Annotated in this window: 17 protein-coding genes and 2 pseudogenes; 16 read left to right on the plus strand and 3 right to left on the minus strand. The window is 71.4% G+C overall.

All coding sequences use genetic code 11. The features are described from left to right. Window positions 1–123: 123 nt before the first annotated feature. Window positions 124–672: a MarR family winged helix-turn-helix transcriptional regulator gene (locus BMY07_RS16765; protein ID WP_245782448.1), complete on the plus strand. Its 549-nt coding sequence runs from the start codon at window positions 124–126 to the stop codon at window positions 670–672. Beyond that, window positions 672–2,327: an MDR family MFS transporter gene (locus BMY07_RS16770; RefSeq protein WP_092779274.1), complete on the plus strand. Its 1,656-nt coding sequence runs from the start codon at window positions 672–674 to the stop codon at window positions 2,325–2,327. The genes BMY07_RS16765 and BMY07_RS16770 overlap by 1 nt, the downstream gene beginning before the upstream one ends. 47 nt (window positions 2,328–2,374) lie before the next feature. On the opposite strand, the gene BMY07_RS16775 is transcribed toward BMY07_RS16770, so the two are convergent. Then, entirely contained in the window at window positions 2,375–3,220 is an 846-nt protein-coding gene (locus tag BMY07_RS16775; RefSeq protein ID WP_245782449.1) for an intradiol ring-cleavage dioxygenase, read from the minus strand. A gap of 84 nt (window positions 3,221–3,304) precedes the next feature. On the opposite strand from BMY07_RS16775, the gene BMY07_RS16780 reads away from it, so the two are divergent. After that, window positions 3,305–3,973, plus strand: a complete 669-nt coding sequence (locus tag BMY07_RS16780) for an SMI1/KNR4 family protein (RefSeq protein WP_143073524.1) — start codon at window positions 3,305–3,307, stop codon at window positions 3,971–3,973. Window positions 3,974–4,036: 63 nt separating this feature from the next. On the opposite strand, the gene BMY07_RS16785 is transcribed toward BMY07_RS16780, so the two are convergent. Further along, window positions 4,037–4,534 carry an inorganic diphosphatase gene (locus BMY07_RS16785; protein ID WP_092779278.1) on the minus strand — a complete coding sequence of 166 codons (498 nt, stop codon included), beginning with the start codon at window positions 4,532–4,534 and terminating at the stop codon, window positions 4,037–4,039. Window positions 4,535–4,855: 321 nt separating this feature from the next. Next, window positions 4,856–5,383 (minus strand): hypothetical protein, encoded by a 528-nt coding sequence (locus BMY07_RS16790; protein ID WP_092779280.1) that lies wholly within the window; start codon window positions 5,381–5,383, stop codon window positions 4,856–4,858. 159 nt (window positions 5,384–5,542) lie between these two features. Between BMY07_RS16790 and dacB the strand changes: the two genes are divergently transcribed. The 13 genes and pseudogenes from dacB (at window position 5,543) to BMY07_RS16855 (ending at window position 19,021) form a co-directional block, all read left to right on the plus strand. Next, window positions 5,543–7,066 carry a D-alanyl-D-alanine carboxypeptidase/D-alanyl-D-alanine endopeptidase gene (gene dacB, locus BMY07_RS16795; protein WP_092779282.1) on the plus strand — a complete coding sequence of 508 codons (1,524 nt, stop codon included), beginning with the start codon at window positions 5,543–5,545 and terminating at the stop codon, window positions 7,064–7,066. Between the two features lie 30 nt (window positions 7,067–7,096). Next, the gene (locus tag BMY07_RS16800; RefSeq protein ID WP_092779284.1) at window positions 7,097–8,167 is read left to right on the plus strand and encodes a zinc-dependent metalloprotease; all 1,071 of its coding nucleotides are present in this window, start codon (window positions 7,097–7,099) and stop codon (window positions 8,165–8,167) included. Beyond that, window positions 8,164–9,132, plus strand: coding sequence for a tRNA lysidine(34) synthetase TilS (tilS, locus tag BMY07_RS16805; RefSeq protein ID WP_092779286.1), 969 nt, complete (start codon window positions 8,164–8,166; stop codon window positions 9,130–9,132). The genes BMY07_RS16800 and tilS overlap by 4 nt, the downstream gene beginning before the upstream one ends. A gap of 10 nt (window positions 9,133–9,142) precedes the next feature. Beyond that, window positions 9,143–9,691, plus strand: coding sequence for a hypoxanthine phosphoribosyltransferase (gene hpt, locus BMY07_RS16810; protein ID WP_092779288.1), 549 nt, complete (start codon window positions 9,143–9,145; stop codon window positions 9,689–9,691). A gap of 231 nt (window positions 9,692–9,922) precedes the next feature. Continuing rightward, window positions 9,923–12,280, plus strand: a complete 2,358-nt coding sequence (gene ftsH / locus BMY07_RS16815) for an ATP-dependent zinc metalloprotease FtsH (RefSeq protein ID WP_092779290.1) — start codon at window positions 9,923–9,925, stop codon at window positions 12,278–12,280. A gap of 45 nt (window positions 12,281–12,325) precedes the next feature. After that, a pseudogene (locus BMY07_RS16820) lies at window positions 12,326–12,643 on the plus strand (GTP cyclohydrolase I); the annotation flags it as partial. Between the two features lie 459 nt (window positions 12,644–13,102). Further along, window positions 13,103–13,450: pseudogene (folE, locus tag BMY07_RS34990) on the plus strand (GTP cyclohydrolase I); the annotation flags it as partial. Then, the gene (folP, locus tag BMY07_RS16830; RefSeq protein WP_092779292.1) at window positions 13,447–14,280 is read left to right on the plus strand and encodes a dihydropteroate synthase; all 834 of its coding nucleotides are present in this window, start codon (window positions 13,447–13,449) and stop codon (window positions 14,278–14,280) included. The pseudogene folE and the gene folP, both read left to right, overlap by 4 nt. After that, a complete protein-coding gene (gene folB / locus BMY07_RS16835) occupies window positions 14,277–14,642 on the plus strand; it encodes a dihydroneopterin aldolase (protein ID WP_092779294.1) in 366 nt (121 codons plus the stop codon). The genes folP and folB overlap by 4 nt, the downstream gene beginning before the upstream one ends. Further along, on the plus strand, window positions 14,639–15,124 hold the full coding sequence (gene folK, locus BMY07_RS16840; protein ID WP_092779296.1) for a 2-amino-4-hydroxy-6-hydroxymethyldihydropteridine diphosphokinase: 486 nt from the start codon (window positions 14,639–14,641) through the stop codon (window positions 15,122–15,124). Before folB ends, folK begins: the two co-directional genes overlap by 4 nt. Further along, window positions 15,121–15,582: a DUF3180 domain-containing protein gene (locus tag BMY07_RS16845; protein WP_092779298.1), complete on the plus strand. Its 462-nt coding sequence runs from the start codon at window positions 15,121–15,123 to the stop codon at window positions 15,580–15,582. Before folK ends, BMY07_RS16845 begins: the two co-directional genes overlap by 4 nt. A gap of 55 nt (window positions 15,583–15,637) precedes the next feature. Beyond that, window positions 15,638–17,839, plus strand: coding sequence for a DUF6779 domain-containing protein (locus tag BMY07_RS16850; protein WP_092779300.1), 2,202 nt, complete (start codon window positions 15,638–15,640; stop codon window positions 17,837–17,839). Window positions 17,840–17,866: 27 nt separating this feature from the next. Then, entirely contained in the window at window positions 17,867–19,021 is a 1,155-nt protein-coding gene (locus BMY07_RS16855; RefSeq protein WP_092779302.1) for a PrsW family intramembrane metalloprotease, read from the plus strand. The last annotated feature ends 88 nt before the right edge of the window (window positions 19,022–19,109 follow it).

Raw genomic sequence — 19,109 nt, forward strand, 5'->3', positions numbered from 1 at the left:
CGCGCCGGGCAGTTCGGGGTGTGAGCGGGGTCGCAGGTTATTGGGTTGCGGTCCGTCACCCGAAAAGCGCATGCTTGTATCGACCAACTACTTGGATGATGCAAGCAACTCGGGAGGTGTCGGGTGACCGAAACCGTCGCGGCCACACCGGCCGAACAGGCCACCGGCACCACCGCCGAACTCTCCGCGCGAGAGGTCGAACAGGGCCAGCGACTGGCCACCGTCCTGTTCGCCTTCGGCAAGCAGCAGGCCACCATCGCGGCGCGGATGAGCAAGGCCGGGGTGGACCGGTCCGCCATCGTGCTGCTCAAGAACCTCGTCGCCCTCGGCCCCAGCCGCTCAAGCGCGCTGGCCGAGGCGATCCACTCCGACCCGTCCACGGTCAGCCGCCAGGTCGCGACCCTGGTCAAGGACGGCCTCGTCGAGCGGCGCGCCGACCCGGAGGACGGGCGGGCCAGCCTGCTCGCCGTCACCGGGGCCGGGGTCGACCTGCTCAAGCGCCAGCGCGCCCTGATGGCGCTGTCGCTGGCGAAGATGGTCGCCCACTGGGACCACGACGACCTGGACACCTTCGTGCGGTTGTTCGAGCGGTTCCTCGCCGACCACGCGGACTACCTGCCGACGCTCATCACCGAATGCGCCACCCACGCGCGTTCCGAAGGGGGAAAGTAATGTCAGCACCGGTTTCAGATGCCGCACCAGGGCAGCTGAGCCACCGGCAGATCCTGACCGTGCTCTCCGGGCTCATGCTTGGCATGCTGCTCGCCGCGCTCGACCAGACCATCATGGCGTCGGCCATGAAGACGATCGCCGACCAGCTCAACGGCCAGACCATCCAGGCGTGGGCGACCACCGCCTACCTGATCACCGCCACCATCTCCACCCCGCTCTACGGCAAGCTGTCCGACATCTTCGGCCGCAAGCCGATGTACCTCACCGCGATCTCGTTCTTCCTGGTCGGCTCGGTGCTCTCCGGCATCGCCAACTCGATGTACGAGCTCGCGGCCTACCGCGCGGTCCAGGGCCTCGGTGCCGGTGGCCTCATGTCGCTGGCGCTGGCGATCATCGCCGACATGGTGCCGCCGCGCGAGCGCAGCAAGTACCAGGGCTACTTCATGGGCGTCTGGGGACTGTCCAGTGTGGCCGGTCCGGTCGTCGGCGGCGCCTTCGCCGGGCTCGACACCTTCGCGGGTATCGAGGGCTGGCGCTGGGTGTTCCTGCTCAACGTCCCGATCGGCATCGTCGCGCTGATCGTGGTCGCCCGCTACCTCAACGTCCCGCACCGCCGCGTCCCGCAGCGGGTGGACTACTGGGGCGCCATCGCGCTCACCGTCGGCCTGGTGCCGCTGCTCATCGTCGCCGAGCAGGGTCGGGAGTGGGGCTGGGACTCCGGCCGCGCGATCCTCATGTACGCCATCGGCGTGATCGGGCTCGTCGCGTTCGTCTTCGTCGAGAAGCGCATGGGTGACGCGGCCCTGCTGCCGCTGCGCCTGTTCCGCCGCCGGACCTTCGCGTTGACCAACGTGGTCAACTTCGTCATGGGCGTCGGCATGTTCGGCACCATGATGTCGCTGCCGCTCTACCTGCAGATCGTCAAGGGCGCGTCGCCGACCGAGTCGGGTCTGATGACGCTGCCGATGACCTTCGGCATCCTGGTGGCCGCGATGGGGTCCGGGCAGATCATCGCCAAGACCGGCCGGTACCGGAAGTTCCCGATCATCGGCCTGGGTGCCACCACGGTCTCCCTGCTGCTGTTCTCGCAGGTCGGCGTGGACACCCCGATGTGGCAGGTCATGCTGGTGATGGTGCTGACCGGCGCCGGGCTCGGCCTGTGCATGCAGACGCTGATCCTGGCCATCCAGAACGACGTGCCGGTCAAGGACATGGGGGTGGCGACCTCGTCGGCGACCTTCTTCCGGTCCATCGGCGGCACCGTCGGCACCGCGGTCTTCCTGTCCATCCTGTTCAGCGTGGTGGGCGACCGCATCGGCGACGCGTTCGGCTCGGTGCGCGGCGACGCGGCCTTCACCGCGGCGCTGGCGCAGAACCCCGAGTTCGCGAAGAGCCTGGCGGGCGGGACCGGTGTCGACCTGAACAACACCGCGTTCCTCAACACCCTGGACCCGGTGCTCGCCCGGCCGATCCTGAGCGGCTTCGCCAGCTCGCTGGACACGGTGTTCCTGGTCGGCGGGATCGTCACGCTGGTGGCCTTCGGGTTGATCTGGTTCCTGAAGGAGACCCCGCTGGTGAACAAGTCCGGCATCCAGCGCGCCGCGGACGAGGCTGCGGAGGCCAACGCCGCCGCTCCTGCTGCCGCGATGCACTGATAGCTCTACCGAACGGCCCCGCACTCACCAGAGTGCGGGGCCGTTTGTCATACCCGGACAGTCAGCGTTGCCGCGTATCCGGCTGTCACGTCGCCGGACACGGTGGCGAGTTGGGTCTCGTAGCCATCACCGAAGACGTTGTCGCGCTCCAGGGACGTCTGGGCGAGGTTGCGGACGCTCTGGGAGTAGCCCTCGGTTCCGTAGACGGTGGTGCAAACGTTCTTCGGTAGAGCCAACTGTGTCGTCTTCAGTGGCTCGCCTGCCTTGGTCGCCTCGGACAGGCTCGGGTAGATCTCGAAGTGGATGTGCGGCCACCTGCCGGAGTAAGCGGCGGGGAAGATGGTCGTGAACTTGACCTTCCCCTGCGCGTCGCTCTCCTGGACGCCACGCAGGTAGTTCTCGTTCTCGATGCCCTTGCCGTACATCGAGTAGTTGCCGTTGATGTCGCAGTGCCACAGGTAGACCGCCGCGCCTGGGATAGCAGCGCAGGACTGCGCCGTATCGACGATCGTTAGCTCTACCGTCAAAGCAACGCCCTTGGCCGTGGTGGTAGAGCTACCGAAGCTGGATCGGATATCGCTGCGGACGATCCCGCTCTCCGTCAACACATTCGGCCCGTTGGTCCCATCGGCCGGGTACGGGCCTCCGGTCTCCTCTGGGGTCTCGGTGCCACAGTCCGACGCGGCGGCCGCGCCCTGCGACTGCGCCACGGTGCCCGCCGTGGTCGTAGTGCTGGCGCTCATGTTGTGGCCCGTGTGGTCGGTACCGCAGCCGGTGAGCGCTGCCAGACCCGCACCGCCCATCAACGTCAACAGGCGCCGTCTGCCCAGGGTGGCCAGGTCGAAGGCGAGTCCCCGGTCGTGGTCTTCGGTGTGGTGGTCCATGACGCCCATGCTTCGACTGTTAACCAGGAACGCGCTGTGCACCGGCTGTGTAGGTCTCTGTCATCCTGGCGGGGGACAACGGGGGGTGGATCGGTGCGCGTGGTGGTGGCGATCTTCGCCATAGGTGGGTTGCTGATCGCGGGCGCGTTCGCGCTCGGTGTCGCGATCGAGCAGCACCCGGCGGGCAGGCCCAGCGCCGCGCCGACGCCGGTCGACGGCAGGTGCAGGCCGCCGGAGGGGCCGCTCAACCTCGCCGAGCCCGATCCGGTGGCGGCCGAGCGGGTCACCGTCGCCTGGGAGCGGGTCGAACGGTGGCTGGTCGACAACGCCGCCGCGACCTCGGCGTCCTGGAACGCCCCGGCCAGCCGCACCGAGATGATCGGCCTGCAGCGCGACCTCGGCGTCCGGCTGCCCACCGCCCTCGTGGTCTCCCTCGGCAGGCACGACGGCGTCCGCCTGGACGGCTTCAGCTTCCCGCCCGCCTACCAGCCGCTGACCGTGCGGGAGATCCGCACCACCGTCACCGAGGTGTGCGCCGACCCGAACTGGCGCGAGGGCGACGTGCCCTTCGCCAAGGGCGAGTCCGGCAACTTCCTCTACCTGCACGACGGCGCCGTCTACCGCTACCCGGCGATGCAGCACCACGCCGACGACGTGGTCGACCTGCTCGACCGCACCGCGGCCAGGCTGGAGGGCGCCAACCCGGCCGAGTACCGCCCCGAGGTCGACGCACTGGGCCGCCTGCGCTGGGTCCGCGAGTAGGCCGGGAAAGCGAAAGCCCCCGGCACCGACCGGGGGTGCGCGGGGGCTCTTGGCTGCCTGCGGTCAGTGCAGGGTCAGGCCGGACTCCTTGAGCCGCGCGTAGGAGCGCTCGATCTCGGCCTCGGCCTCGGTGCGACCCACCCAGCTCGCGCCCTCGACGCTCTTGCCCGGCTCGAGGTCCTTGTAGACCTCGAAGAAGTGCTGGATCTCCAGCCGGTGGTACTCGGCCAGGTGGTGGATGTCGCGCAGGTGCTCGGTGCGCGGGTCGTGCGACGGGACGCACAGGACCTTGTCGTCGCCGCCCTTCTCGTCGGTCATGCGGAACATGCCGATGGCGCGGGCGCGGATCAGGCAGCCGGGGAAGGTCGGCTCCTGCACCAGGACCAACGCGTCGAGCGGGTCGCCGTCCTCACCCAGGGTGTTGTCGACGAACCCGTAGTCCGCCGGGTACTGGGTGGCGGTGAAGAGGGTGCGGTCGAGCCGGATGCGACCAGTCTCGTGGTCCATCTCGTACTTGTTGCGGTTCCCCTTGGGGATCTCGATGGTGACGTCGAACTCCACTGACGTGTCCTCGCTCCTGCTCGCTTCCTCTGCTACCTCACTAGTGTGGACCACGGTGTCGCCCCGGCCCGAACCGATCCGGGTGTGACGTTCACCGGGAGCGCAGGGGGAGGACGCGGGGTGCCGCAGCCGGGATCAGAGCACGACCGGGATCGGGAACGAGCCCGGCGACAACCTGATGAACAGGGCGAACGTCTTCCTGACGTGCCGGACAACAACCCAGCGTGGCCCGCTGCCGACGACGCCGCGTGGCCGAGCGTTGATGACGACGGCCCCGTCGGGCCACCCGAGTCGACCACTCGGAGCGCTCGCGGGCCCGCGTTACGTGACGAGACCCACGTCCGCGACACGCCCGGAACGGCGGTTCCACGTTCGAGTGAACCGGCGGATGTCGACGTCACCGTGCACGCGGGCAACCGCGGGCGGCTCCTCGACGGGCCGATCCAGGCCCCGGACGCGCGCGACGGCGACAAGACGCAGCCCGCGCGACGGCCCTCCGGCGACGCGACGGCGGCGTTCCCGGCCGGTCGCCAGGGGCAGGGCCGTCCGCAGGGCGGCCCGCCGTGGCCGCTGAGTGGTCCGCGCCCGCCGCAGCGCCAGGGCCCGCCCGGTCCGGGACAGGCAGGTCAGCTCGGCCGCACCGGCCAGCAGGGATCGCCAGGTCAGCAGGGCCAGCCAGGCCAGCAGGGTCAGCAGGGTCAGTCGAGCCCGCAGAGCCCCGCCGGCCAGCAGGGTCGGCCGGGTCAGGCTGGTCAGCAGGGCCACGCGGATCAGCAGGGCCAGCAGGGGCAGCCCGCTCCTGCCGGTCAGCCGAGCCAGCAGGGTCAGCAGGCTCCTGCCGGCCAGCACGGTCAGTCAGGACAGCCGGGTCAGCCAGGGCAGGCGGGGAGGCAGCGGCCGGGCGCGTGGCCGCCACCGCAGCCGCCGCCGGGTCAGGCCGAGCGCACCCAGGTCATCCAGGTCGGTGCCGTCACCAGGGAGCCCAAGCCCATCCAGCCCGGCCCGCTCGTGCCGCCGGGCCCCGCGGTACCGCCCGGCAGGCCGCTACCCCCGGGTCAGCAGCCCGCGGGTCAACACGGGCAGACCGCCCCGCAGCGGCTCGACCCGGCCGAGGAACCGCAGGAGCAGGTCGAGCGCCGCAAGCCGAGGGTCGGCCTGCTGGTGGCGATGGCGCTGGTCGTCGTCGTGGTGCTCGGCGCGGCCGCGGCCGTCCAGTTCATCCCCGAGCTGCGCGCCAAGCTGGGCATCACGGCCGCCGAGCCCGAGGTCACCATCGCCCCGCCGCCCGGCCCGGTGCAGTTCACGCCCACCCTCAAGGGCCCGGGTGCCGACAACGCCGCGCCATCGGCCGCCGGGGTGCGCGCGGCCCTGGCGGGCCCGGCGAGCGATCCGGTCCTGGGCACGCTGACCGGCACCGTCGTCGACCCGGCCAACGGCGAGGTCCTCTTCGCCCAGAACGCCGACACCACGCTGGTCCCCGCGTCCACCGCGAAGCTGCTGACCTGCGCCGCCGCGCTGCTGGCCCTCCCGCACGCCGCACAGCTCTCCACCAAGGTCGTCGCTGGCGACAAGCCGGGCACGGTGATCATCATCGGCGGCGGCGACCCCACGCTCTCGTCGTACCCCGTCGGCAAGAACACCGTCTACCCCGGTGCCGCGCACCTGGAGGACCTGGTCGAGCAGGTCAGGGCCAAGGGGCCGGTCACCACCGTCCTGCTGGACCTGGACCGCTACTCGGGCGAGAGCATCGCCAAGGGCTGGATCCCCGCCGACGTGGCCGGTGGCTACATCGCGCCGATGGTGCCCGCGATGCTCGACGGCGGCCGGGCCGATCCGACCAAGGCCGTCTCCCCGCGCTCGGCCAACCCGGCCCGCACGCTGGCCGAGGAGTTCGCCAAGCGGCTCGGCGCGACCGTGCCCGCGAAGGCGACCGCGCAGGCCAAGCCCGACGCCCAGGTGCTCGGCGAGGTGCGCTCGGCGCCGGTGGTCGAGCTGGTCGACAACGTCCTGCAGCGCTCGGACAACGTGCTCGCCGAGGCGATGGCCCGCGAGGTCGCCAAGGCCACCGGTCAGCAGGCGTCGTTCGAGGGCGGCTCGGCGGCGACCATCAAGACCCTCAAGGACAACGGGTTCGACACCAGCACCGTCACCCTCGACGACGGCAGCGGCCTGTCGACCCTGAACCAGGTCAGCGCCGCGCTGCTGGCCGACGTGCTCAAGGTCGCCGCCGCGCCGGACGGTGCCGACCCGCGTACCGCGAAGCTCCGCCCGCTGCTCGGCGCGCTGCCCGTCGCGGGTGGCAGCGGCACCCTCGCCGGTCGCTACCAGGGTCCGGCCGCCGCGGCGGGCAAGGGCTGGGTGCGGGCCAAGACCGGCACCCTGTCGAGCGTGAACTCGCTGGCCGGGGTGGTGCTCGACACCGACGGCAGGCTGCTGGTGTTCGCCCTGATGTCCAACGGCTCGGTCCCCGGTGCCGCGCAGCCCGCGCTGGACGCCGTGGCGGCCGCGCTGCGCCAATGCGGCTGTAGGTGAGATCACCCGCGCTCCGGTAGCGTCGAGCAGGTGAACACGACCGGCGCGGACGTGGCGAAGTCGACCGGCGGAGCTCCTCCGGTCGACTGGGATCTGGCGGTCTCGACGGCGCGGCGGCTGGTCCGCCCGGGGCCGGTGGTGACCAGGGACGTCGCCGAGCACACGGTGAGCAGGCTGCGCGACATCACCGCCGACGCGGAGTCGCACGTGCGCCGGTTGACCGGTCTGGGCGCCGACCTGCCGCTGCTGCCGGGTGACGTGGTCGACCGGGACCACTGGATCCAGGCCGCCGCCGACAGCATCGCGGCGCTCACCACGGACGCGTTGCCGAGCAGGCCGAGCCGGGTCGTCGGCGGCGTGCTGGCGGGCACGGCGGGTGTGCAGGCCGGGATGGTGCTGGCGTACCTGAGCAGCCGGGTCCTCGGCCAGTACGACCCGTTCGGCGGCGAGTCCGGCCGGTTGCTGCTGGTGGCGCCCAACATCGTGGCCGCCCACCAGGCGCTCGACGTCCCGCCGGAGGACTTCCGGATGTGGGTCTGCCTGCACGAGTGCACACACCGGCTGCAATTCACCGCTGTTCCGTGGCTGCGCTCTTACTTCCAGCAGCAGGTGGCCGCGTTCCTCGGCGGCCTCGACGACAGCGCCAACGGTGCCGTCGCGCGCCTCCCAGACTTGCTGCGTAGCGCCAGGACCAAGCCCGACCCCACCGCCTCTAGCGGCCCCCTTGGGCTCGTGGAGGCCTTGCAGACCCCCGAGCAGCGCGCGGTGTTCGACCGTCTTATCTCCATCTCGACCCTCTTGGAGGGCCACGCCGATCACGTCATGGACGCCGTTGGCCCGATCGTCGTGCCGACCGTGGCCACGATCCGCGAGCGGTTCACCGTGCGCAGGCGCGGTGGGGGACTGCTCGACCGCGTGCTGCGCAACCTCTTGGGCGTAGACGCGAAGATGAAGCAGTACGCCGTGGGCGCCAAGTTCACCTCGCACATCATCGGCGAGGTCGGCATGGACAGGTTCAACGCGATCTGGACCTCACCGGAGACGTTGCCGCTGAGGTCGGAGCTGAGCGACCCGGCCGCCTGGATCCGCCGCGTCGCGTGAGCACTGCCAAGCCCCACCCGGCCGTGGCCGACGTCCGGCGGGCCGTGCGTGATCTGCTCGAAGAGGTCGAACCCGAGGGCAGGATCACCGTCGCCGTGTCCGGTGGCGCGGACTCCCTGGCGCTCGCCGCCGCCGCGACCCACATCGGCCACAAGATGGGCCTGGCGGTCGTCGGTCTGATCGTCGACCACGGCCTACAAGCCGAATCCGCGCACACCGCCGCCCGCGCCGCCGAGCACCTCGCGGACCTCGGGCTCGACGACGTCCAGGTCCTCCCGGTCGTCGTCGAGGGCAAGGGCGGTCTGGAAGCCGCGGCCCGGCGCGCCCGCTACGCCGCGCTGCGCACCGCGGCGGACGGCGCGTGGGTCCTGCTCGGCCACACCCGCGACGACCAGGCGGAGACCGTCCTGCTCGGACTCGGCCGCGGTTCCGGTCCCCGCTCCATCGCGGGCATGAAGCCGCTGGACCACCCGTGGGCGAGACCGCTGCTGCGCACCCCCAGGACCACCACGCAGACCGCCTGCGCCGCGTTGGGCATCACGCCGTGGCAGGACCCGCACAATGCGGACCCGCGCTTCACCCGCGTCCGCCTACGACATGAGGTACTGCCGCTGCTCGACGACGTCCTGCAAGGCGGTGTTAGCGCTGCCCTCGCCAGGACCGCAGCCCAATTGCGTGAAGACCTAGCCGCACTCGACGCGATCGCCGCGGAAGCGCACACAAGAGCCAGCGAGGGCGACGAACTGGTGGTGGCGGAACTCACCCCGCTACCCCCCGCCGTGCGGCGCCGCGTGCTGCGCACCTGGCTGACCCGGGCGGGTGTCCCCGAGCTGACCGACGCGCACCTGCGGGGTGCCGACGCCCTGGTGTCCGATTGGCACGGACAACGCGGGATCGCCCTGCCGGGCGGGTTGGTGGCTCGGCGTGCACGTGGCAGGCTCACGTGCACTGGTCGGGAAGTGTGAGAGGGGAACCGTGTACGACGGCGACATCGCCTCGGTGCTGATCACCGAGCAGCAGCTCGACGAGAAGATCGCCGAACTCGCCAAGCAGGTGGGGCACGACTACCCGGAGAGCGGTTCCGACCTGGTGCTCGTCGGCGTGCTCAAGGGCGCGGTGATGTTCATGACCGACCTCGCCAGGGCGCTGCCGGTGCCGGTGCAGCTGGAGTTCATGGCGGTCAGCTCCTACGGGTCGGCCACCTCGTCCTCCGGCGTGGTGCGGATCCTCAAGGACCTCGACCGCGACATCGCGGGCCGCGACGTGCTCATCGTCGAGGACATCATCGACTCCGGGCTCACCCTGTCCTGGCTGCTCAAGAACCTCGCCTCGCGCGGCCCGAAGTCGCTGGAGGTCTGCACCCTGCTGCGCAAGCCGGACGCGATCAAGGTCGACGTCCCGGTGCGCTACGTGGGCTTCGAGATCCCGAACGAGTTCGTGGTCGGCTACGGCCTCGACTTCGCCGAGCGCTACCGCGACCTGCCCTACATCGGCACGCTGGACCCGCGGGTCTACACGTCCTGATCACCACCCCGGCCGCCTGAACTGGACCGATCAGGTAGTCGTGGGAACCATGCCCGCCGCGGGCACGTTGTCCCTGTTGCGCACCCAGCCGGCACTTCGCCCGGTGAGGGTGCCGACGCGGACGGTACTCTGGCAAGACCGGAGTGTGTGCCCCGTCCGGCTGGGCAATGGGTCGTCATTGCCCTCAGTGCACGTCAGGGAGGGTGGAGGCCGCCTCGCGGCCGTAAGTGAATGGACCGCAAGCGCCTGCTTCGCAACCCGCTGCTGTGGATCCTGGCGGTGTTGCTGATTTACTTCGCCTTCACCATGCTCTTCGACGACACCCGTGGCTACACCACGGTGCCGACGTCGAAAGCCATCGCGCAGATCCAGGCGGGCAACGTCAAGACCGCCGAGCTCGGTGACAAGGAACAGCAGCTCAAGCTGACCCTCAACGCCCCGATCGACCAGGACGGCAAGCAGGTCACCCAGGTCCTGGCGCAGTACCCGGCCGGGGCGACCTCGGAGATCTACAAGTCGCTGATCGCCAAGACCGGGACCGAGTTCAAGACCTCGGTCACCCAGGACTCCTTCCTCACCCAGATCCTGATCTTCCTCATCCCGCTCGCGCTGCTGTTGCTGCTGCTGATGTGGATGATGAACAACGTCCAGGGCGGCGGGAACCGGGTGCTCAACTTCGGCAAGTCCAAGGCCAAGCAGTTGCCCAAGGACATGCCCAAGACGACGTTCGGCGATGTCGCCGGTGCCGACGAGGCCGTCGAGGAACTGCACGAGATCAAGGACTTCCTGCAGAACCCGGCCCGCTACCAGGCGCTCGGCGCGAAGATCCCCAAGGGCGTGCTGCTCTACGGGCCGCCCGGCACCGGCAAGACCCTGCTGGCCAGGGCCGTCGCCGGTGAGGCCGGGGTGCCGTTCTACTCGATCTCCGGGTCGGACTTCGTCGAGATGTTCGTCGGCGTCGGCGCCTCCCGGGTGCGCGACCTGTTCGAGCAGGCCAAGCAGAACGCCCCGTGCATCATCTTCGTCGACGAGATCGACGCGGTCGGCCGCCAGCGCGGCGCAGGCCTCGGCGGCGGTCACGACGAGCGCGAGCAGACCCTCAACCAGCTGCTGGTCGAGATGGACGGCTTCGACGCGCGCGGCGGCATCATCCTCATCGCGGCCACCAACCGGCCCGACATCCTGGACCCGGCGCTGCTGCGCCCCGGCCGGTTCGACCGGCAGATCCCGGTGTCGGCACCCGACCTGACCGGCCGCAAGAAGATCCTGCAGGTGCACGGCAAGGGCAAGCCGATGGCGCCCGACGCCGACCTCGACAGCCTGGCCAAGCGCACCGTCGGCATGTCCGGCGCCGACCTGGCCAACGTGCTCAACGAGGCCGCCCTGCTCACCGCCAGGCAGAACGGGTCGCAGATCACCGCGGCCGCGCTGGAGGAGTCGGTCGACCGGGTCATCGGCGGCCCGGCCCGCAAGAGCCGGATCATCTCCGACAAGGAGAAGAAGATCACCGCCTACCACGAGGGCGGCCACGCCCTCGCCGCGTGGGCGATGCCGGACCTGGAGCCGGTCTACAAGCTGACGATCCTGCCCCGCGGCCGCACCGGCGGGCACGCGCTCGTCGTCCCCGAGGACGACAAGCAGCTGATGACCCGCTCGGAGATGATCGCCAGGCTGGTGTTCGCCCTCGGCGGCCGCTCGGCCGAGGAACTGGTGTTCCACGAGCCGACCACCGGCGCCTCCAGCGACATCGACCAGGCCACCAAGATCGCCAAGGCGATGGTCACCGAGTACGGCATGAGCGCCCGCCTCGGCGCGGTCCGCTACGGCCAGGAGCAGGGCGACCCGTTCCTCGGCCGGTCGATGGGCCACGGCGCGGACTACTCGCTCGAGGTCGCGCACGAGATCGACGAGGAGGTGCGCAAGCTCATCGAGGCAGCGCACACCGAGGCGTGGGACGTGCTCAACACCTACCGCGACGTCCTCGACGACCTGGTCGTGGAGCTGCTGGAGAAGGAGACGCTCACCCGCAAGGACCTGGAGCGGATCTTCTCCAAGGTGGAGAAGCGGCCGAGGATCACCGCGTTCAACGACTTCGGCGAGCGCACCCCCTCGGACAAGCCGCCGATCAAGACCCGCCGCGAGCAGGCCATCGAGCGCGGCGAGACCTGGCCGGAGGACACCCCCCGCGAGCCGGTGCCGACCCCGGTCGGCGCGATCCCCGGCGCGGGCGACCTGCCCGGCGGTCCGCCGCGGGGCAACCCCGAGCTGCCCCCGGGCAACGGTGCCGCCCCCAACGGCACGCCGCCGTACGGCAGCCCGCCGCCCTACGGTTCGCCGCAGCCGCCGCCTTATGGCACCCCGCCGCCGTACGGTCAGCAGACCGGCAGGCACGCGGGACCGCCGCACTACGGCGCGCCGCCCGGGTGGACACCGGCGACCGGCCCCACCCGACCGTCCGGTCCGCACGACTCCTGGCAGCCGTCGTGGGGTGAGCGCCGCAACGACGCGCAGCAGCAACAGGGTGGTCAGCCCCCCGCGGATCCCACGAACCGGGATCAGGACTCCGGTGGGCGCACCAACGGTTCCTGATGCGATGGTGGCGGCGTTGTGCCGCGACGATGGCGGAGGATACCGATGACAACGAGCCGTGACCGGGTCGGGACGTTCAGCACCCGCGAGGACGTCCCGACCCCGGCTTTCGACCAGGACCGCGCTGAGAAGGCGATCCGCGAGCTGCTGCTGGCCTGCGGCGAGGACCCCGACCGCGAGGGCCTGCTGGAGACGCCCGCCCGGGTGGCCAGGGCGTACGCCGAGCTGTTCGCCGGGCTCTACACCGAGCCGGACTCGGTGCTGGACAAGACTTTCGACGAGAGCCACGACGAGCTCATCCTGGTCACCGACATCCCGATGTACTCGACCTGCGTGCCGCACGGGCAACCGGTGGACGCGGTCGGCGGTCCCCGTGCCGCGCAGGACATCCGGGTCGGTGATCCACTGTGGACCCTGGTGGACGGTCGCCGGGTGCGGACCTCCGTGATCGGCGTCACCGCCAAGCGGTCGCGCGAGCTCGTCGAGGTGTCCACCAGCGCCGGTGTGTTCACCGTCACCGGTGATCATCCACTCGCGACCCCGCACGGCTGGGCCGAGGCCAAGGACGTCGCCGGGTCCCATGTGGAGTGGACCGGGATCGCCGCGCCCGCCAGGGAGTTGGTCACCGCGGGCGCCCCGGGGCACGACGCGGACTGGCTGCTGCGCCACGGGTTCGCCCGCGACGAGCACACCACCACCCTGGGCCAGTCTCAGTGGGTGCGGGTGGAGTCGGTGCGCGCGGTGGCCGGTGAGGCGACCGTCTACAGCCTCACCTGCGACCCGCACCCGACGTTCCTCATCGGCGGGCACCTGACGCACAACTGCGAGCACCACCTGGTGCCCTTCCACGGCCACGCCCACGTCGGCTACATCCCGAACGAGAAGGGCAACGTCACCGGATTGTCCAAACTGGCCAGGCTGGTCGACCTGTACGCCAAGCGGCCGCAGGTCCAGGAGCGGCTCACCTCGCAGGTCGCCGACGCCCTGGTGCGCAAGCTGCAGCCGCGCGGGGTGATCGTGGTCATCGAGGCCGAGCACCTGTGCATGGCCATGCGCGGCATCCGCAAGCCGGGCGCGCGCACCACCACCTCCGCGCTGCGCGGGCTGCTCAAGAGCTCGCCGTCCACCAGGGCCGAGGCGATCCAGCTGATCAACGGGCGCAGCCGGTGACCCTGCTGCCCTCACCCGGTCGGTGCGCGGTCATGGGCGTGCTCAACGTGACGCCCGACTCGTTCTCCGACGGGGGCCGCTACCTGCACGTCGACGACGCCATCGAGCACGGCGTGCGGATCTGGCGCGGCGGCGCCGACCTGGTCGACGTCGGCGGTGAGTCGACCAGGCCCGGCGCGCTGCGGGTGGACGCCGGGACCGAGATCGCCAGGGTGGTGCCGGTGATCAGGGAACTCGCGGCGGCCGGGGTGCGGGTCAGCGTCGACACCACCAGGGCGCTGGTCGCCGAGGCCGCCGTCGCCGCGGGCGCGGTCGTGATCAACGACGTGTCCGGCGGGCTCGCCGACCCGGACATGGCCAGGGTCGCCGCCGAGACCGGGGTGCCGTGGATCCTCATGCACTGGCGCGGGCACAGCAGGGACATGGACTCCCTCGCCGAGTACACCGACGTGGTCGCCGAGGTCAGGGCCGAGCTGCTGGCCAGGGTCGACGCCGCGCTGACCGCCGGTGTCGCCGAGCGGGCCATCGCGATCGACCCGGGCATCGGGTTCGCCAAGAACAGCGACCACAACTGGGCGCTGCTGCGCGACCTGGGCGCCCTGCTCGACCTGGGGTTCCCGGTGCTGGTGGGGGTCTCGCGCAAGCGGTTCCTGGGCAAGCTCCTCGCCGACGCCGATGGCGCTCTCCGGCCGCCGCGCGGCCGGGAGGACGCGACGGCCGCGGTGTCGGCGCTGGTCGCGTCAGCGGGGGCGTGGGGGGTGCGGGTGCACGACGTGCGGCGCTCGCTGGACGCGGTCGCGGTAGCCGCCGCTATGACAGGAGACCGATGACCGATCGGATCACCCTCACCGGGCTGCGCGTGCGCGGCAACCACGGCGTGTTCGCGCACGAGAAGCGCGACGGGCAGGACTTCGTGGTCGACATCACGCTGTGGATCGACCTGCGTGAGGCAGCGGCAACCGACGACCTCAAGCACACCGTGCACTACGGCGAACTGGCCGAGCGCGCGGCGGCTGTCATCGGTGGGCCGTCGAGGGATCTCATCGAGACAGTGGCCGCCGAGATCGCGGACGGCGAGATGACCGATGCGCGCGTACACGCTGTCGAGGTCACAGTGCACAAACCAAGCGCTCCTATCCCGCTCAGCTTCGCCGACGTCGCGGTGACCGTGCGCCGCTCTCGCCGCCGGTGAGCCGGGCGGTCCTCTCACTCGGGTCCAACCTGGGTGACCGGTTGGCCAACCTGCGCATCGCTGTGGACGGACTCGCGAACGCTCTTGTCGCGCTCTCGCCCGTCTACGAGACGGCCGCGTGGGGAGTCACGGACCAGCCTGACTTCCTCAATGCCGTGTGTGTGGTGGAAGACGCGGTCACAGACGCCTGGGGATGGCTGTGGCGCGGTCAGGCACTGGAGAACGCGGCTGGAAGAGTCCGAGAGCAGCGGTGGGGGCCGCGGACGCTCGATGTGGACGTAGTGGTGGTCGACGGCGTCATCAGCTCAGAACCGGACCTGATCCTCCCGCACCCGGGAACCCACGAGCGCGCCACGGTGTTGATCCCGTGGCTGGACATAGACCCGGACGCGGTCGTACCCGGGCTCGGCAGGGCTGACGCCCTGTTGGCGGGCCTGGATGTCAGCGGAGTCCACCGGCGCGACGACCTGGAGTTGCGATGACCTTCACCAAGCCCCGTGACCTGGTGCTCGCCGGGCTGGTCGGCGCGGTCGTCGTCTACTTGGCACTGCGCGTCCTCTACGGCGATCTGCCCCCGTTGCCCCGCCTCGCCGGAATCACCCTATTGGTGCTCGCCGTCGTCGAGGCCTTGTTCGGGTTCGGCCTGCGCGACCGGATCAAGGGGACCGGCAAACCGGTGCAGCCGCTGACCGCGGCCAGGGCCGTCGCGCTGGCCAAGGCGTCCTCTGTGCTCGGTGCCATCATGGTCGGCGCCTGGCTCGGTGTCCTGGGATATGTGCTGCCGGAGAGCGCCGAGGTGGCCGCCGCCAAGCACGACGTCGCCAGCGCGATCGTGGGCGTGGCGTGCTCCGCCGCGCTCATCGCCGCGGCGCTGTGGCTGGAGTCCTGCTGCCGCACCCCGGACGACCGCGATGACCAGCGACGGGACCCGATCAGGTAAACATCGTGCCCGCCATTTGATCTCGCTGAGATAACGGACGGGTACGGTAGGCACCATGACGGGCCGGACTGACCCCACAGCACAGGGCTCCCGCGGTGCGCGCGCCCTGCTGCTCGCCGCTTTAGGCCTGGCCCTGGCCTCGACAGCGGTGCTGGTGCTCAGCGACTCGCTGCGGTGGATGCGGCTCGGCGTCGTCGCCGCGCTGTGGGCCGCCCTCGCCGGGGCCTTCCTCGCCGCCCGCTACCGCAGGCAGGTCGCCGACCGCGCCGACGAGGCGGCCGAGCGGCAGCGCGTGTACGAACTCGAGCTCGAGCGCGAGGTCGCCGCCCGCCGCGAGTTCGAGCTGGAGGTCGAGGCCACCACCCGGCGCAAGGTCGAGGCGGAGACCTCCGACGACCTCACCGCGCTGCGCGAGGAGCTGCACCACCTGCGGCACAGCCTGGAGGCGCTGCTCGGCGGCGAGGTGCTGGTCGAGCGCTTCGCGCTGCACGCCGAGGCCACCCGCATGCGCGGCATCGCCGACAACGCCATCGTCGCCCGGCCCGCCAACCCGGTCCGGCACATCACCGCGGGCGGCGACCCGGACACCCAGCTCATCGGCAGGGTCGCCCGCAACCAGTGGGTCCGCGACGAGGACCCGGACCGCATCGACCCCGACTGGACCCCGTCCTGGGAGTCCTCGCGGCAGTCGGCGCCCATCCCGGCCCAGAACCGCGTCAAGCCGCTGCGCCGCGAGCCCGCCGAGGCAGGCCAGGAGTTCGACCCCATCCGCCGCGACCCCGCCGCCCCCCAGCGCCCCGCGACCGCGCCGCGGGAAGCCGCTCGCTCCGCCACCAACCCACCCCGCCGCGACCCGGCCCCGGCCCGCACCGGCGCCTACGCAGCGATGGCGAGCCAACAGTTCGAACCGGTCCGCCCCGGCCCCGAGTCCAGCCAGGATCTCGCCCCCGTCCGCGCGGGCGCCCAGGGCCGTGACGCGACCGCGACCCGCACCGCGGGCCCGGCCCGGCCGGAGCAGGCCCGCAACGGTGCGTATGCCGCGGAGACCGCTCGCAACGGTGCCCATGGTCCCGAGGCGAGTCAGGAATTCGGGCCGGTTCGAGCCAACGGGCGTACCGGCAGCCCGGCCCGACCGGACGCGAGTCAACAGTTCGAGCCCGTTCGCAATGGTGCTCACGGCCCAGAGGCCAGCCAGGAGTTCGGGCCGGTTCGGGCGCAGGGTCGGGACAGCGTGCGCGCAGGCGGCCCGGCTCGGCCGGACGCGAGTCAGCAGTTCGAGCCGGTTCGCAACGGTGCTCATGGCACTGGGGCCGGTCAGGAGTTCGGCTCGGTTCGGGCCAACGGTCGGGACAGTGTGCGCGCAGGTGGTCCGGCTCGGCCCGATGCGGCGGATGTGGGTCAGCAGTTCGAGTCCGGTCGCAACGGTGCTCACGGTCCTGAGGCGAGTCAGGAGTTCGGGCCGGTTCGAGCCAACGGGCGCGATGGCGTGCGTGCAGGCGGACCGGCGCCGTCGCAGGCCGGTGCCCATGGGCCCGAGGCGAGCCAGGTTCGGCCGGGGCAGACCCGCGCGCTTGGTCCTGCCCGGCCTGAGTCCACCCGCACTGGTGCTGTGGCGCGCAATGGTCACGGTCCCGAGGTGAGCCAGGAGTTCAGCCCGGTCCGCCAGGACGCGAGCCCGGCGCGGGCCGGTGCGCACGGGCCGGAGGCGAGCCAGCAGTTCGGGCCGGTCCAGCAGCAGCCCAGGCGCGAGGTGACCGCGCAGGTGCCAGTGCGCAATGGTGCGGACCGTGCGCCTGAGGTGCGGCGTGAGGGCTCCGCGCAGGCACCGGTGCGGCAGCAGCCCGCTCGGCCGCGCCAGGAGACCGGCCAGGAGTTCCGACCGGCCGCGCGCGAGGCCCAGCCGACGCCCGGTGCTGTCCGCGACATGCCCGCGCCCGGTTCGGTGCAGCGCCCCCGGTCCGCAGAGCGCACCGAGGTCGCCATGACGCCCGCGCCCGACCCCGCCGCCGACCCCGGTGGTCGTAGGCGCGCGGTGACTGGCACCTTCCCCCCGGTCAACGCCCAGCACGCCGACCAAGACCCCGGCGGCAGGCGCCGCAGGTCCGAGGGTGCTCCCGCCTGGCACGAGAGCATCGCCGCCGAGGAGCCGCAGGAAGACACCGGGTCGCACTCCTCGGGCAAGTCCGTCAGCGAACTGCTCGCCGCGCACGGCACCGGTGGCTCGCCGCGCCGTCACCGCCGCCGCGGCGAGGACTGACCGCGCCCGGCCCTATGATCGTCTGTCGTGTCTGACGGGGTTCCGCGACGGCATCTGCCGCGCCGGTTGACGGTTCTGGTTCCGGTGGCGGGCTTGGTCGTGCTCGCCGGGTGCGGGTTGACGCTGCTCGCGTTGAGCTACGCCAGGGTGGGGCTGCTCGCCGAGCTGGTCGGCGTCGGTGGCGCGCTGCTGCCGGTCGGGCCGGTGGTGGCCGCGTTCCTCTGGGTCGACCGGTGGGAGCCGGAGCCCGCCCGGCTGCTGTGGCTGGCCTTCGCCTGGGGCGCGTGCGTCGCGGCGATCACCGCGCTGCTGATCAACAACACCGCCGAGGCCGTCGGCGACCTGCTGCTCGGCAAGGGGCAGGGCGACAAGATCAGCGCCATGGTGTCCGCGCCGCTGTTCGAGGAGGGCGTCAAGGGCGCGTTCGTGCTGGGCATCCTGCTGTTGCTGCGCGAGGAGTTCGACGGCGTCGTCGACGGCATCGTCTACGCCGGACTGGTCGCCGCCGGGTTCGCCTTCACCGAGAACATCTACTACTTCGGCCGCGCGTTCGCCGAGTACGGCTTCGGGGACAGCACCTCGCCCGGTGTGCTGGCCGCGTTCATCCTGCGCGGAGTCCTCTCGCCGTTCACCCACCCGCTGTTCACGGTCATGATCGGCATCGGGTTCGGCGTCGCGGCCAGGTCGACCTCGAAGCGCACCCGGGTGCTGGCGCCGCTGCTGGGCTACCTCGTCGCCGTCGTGCTGCACGCGCTGTGGAACACCACCGCCACCCTCGGGAACGCGGACACCTTCCTCAGCGTGTACTTCCTGGTGATGGTCCCGGTGTTCGGCGCGGTCGTGTACTTCGTGAACTGGCAGCGCAAACGCGAGCAGCGCGTGGTCAGCGAGGGGCTGGCGGCCATGGTCGACGCCGGGCTCATCGTCCGGTCCGAAGTGGACCTGCTGGCCAGCCTCAAGGGCCGCAGGAAGTGGCGCGCGCAGGTCAGGGCCCAGGCGGGCGGGCAGGCGGCGCGGGCGGTCGAGGTGTACCAGAGCGCGGTCAGCGAACTCGCCTTCCACCGGCACGCGATGGCGGTCGGCACCGCGGGACCCACCGCGGCCGACCGGGAGGCGCGGCTGGTCGGGATCGTCCGCGAGTCCCGCCGCGCCGCGGTGGATGTGGCGCGCGCGACCCGGTGAAGCACATCACCCAGCCCCCACCCGGCTCCGCCGCGGTAGCTACGCTCGTGGCGTCGTCCGGTACCCGCGCCGATGCGGGACTGGAACG

This window comes from Actinokineospora terrae (genome assembly GCF_900111175.1).
Classification (GTDB): Bacteria; Actinomycetota; Actinomycetes; order Mycobacteriales; family Pseudonocardiaceae; genus Actinokineospora; species Actinokineospora terrae.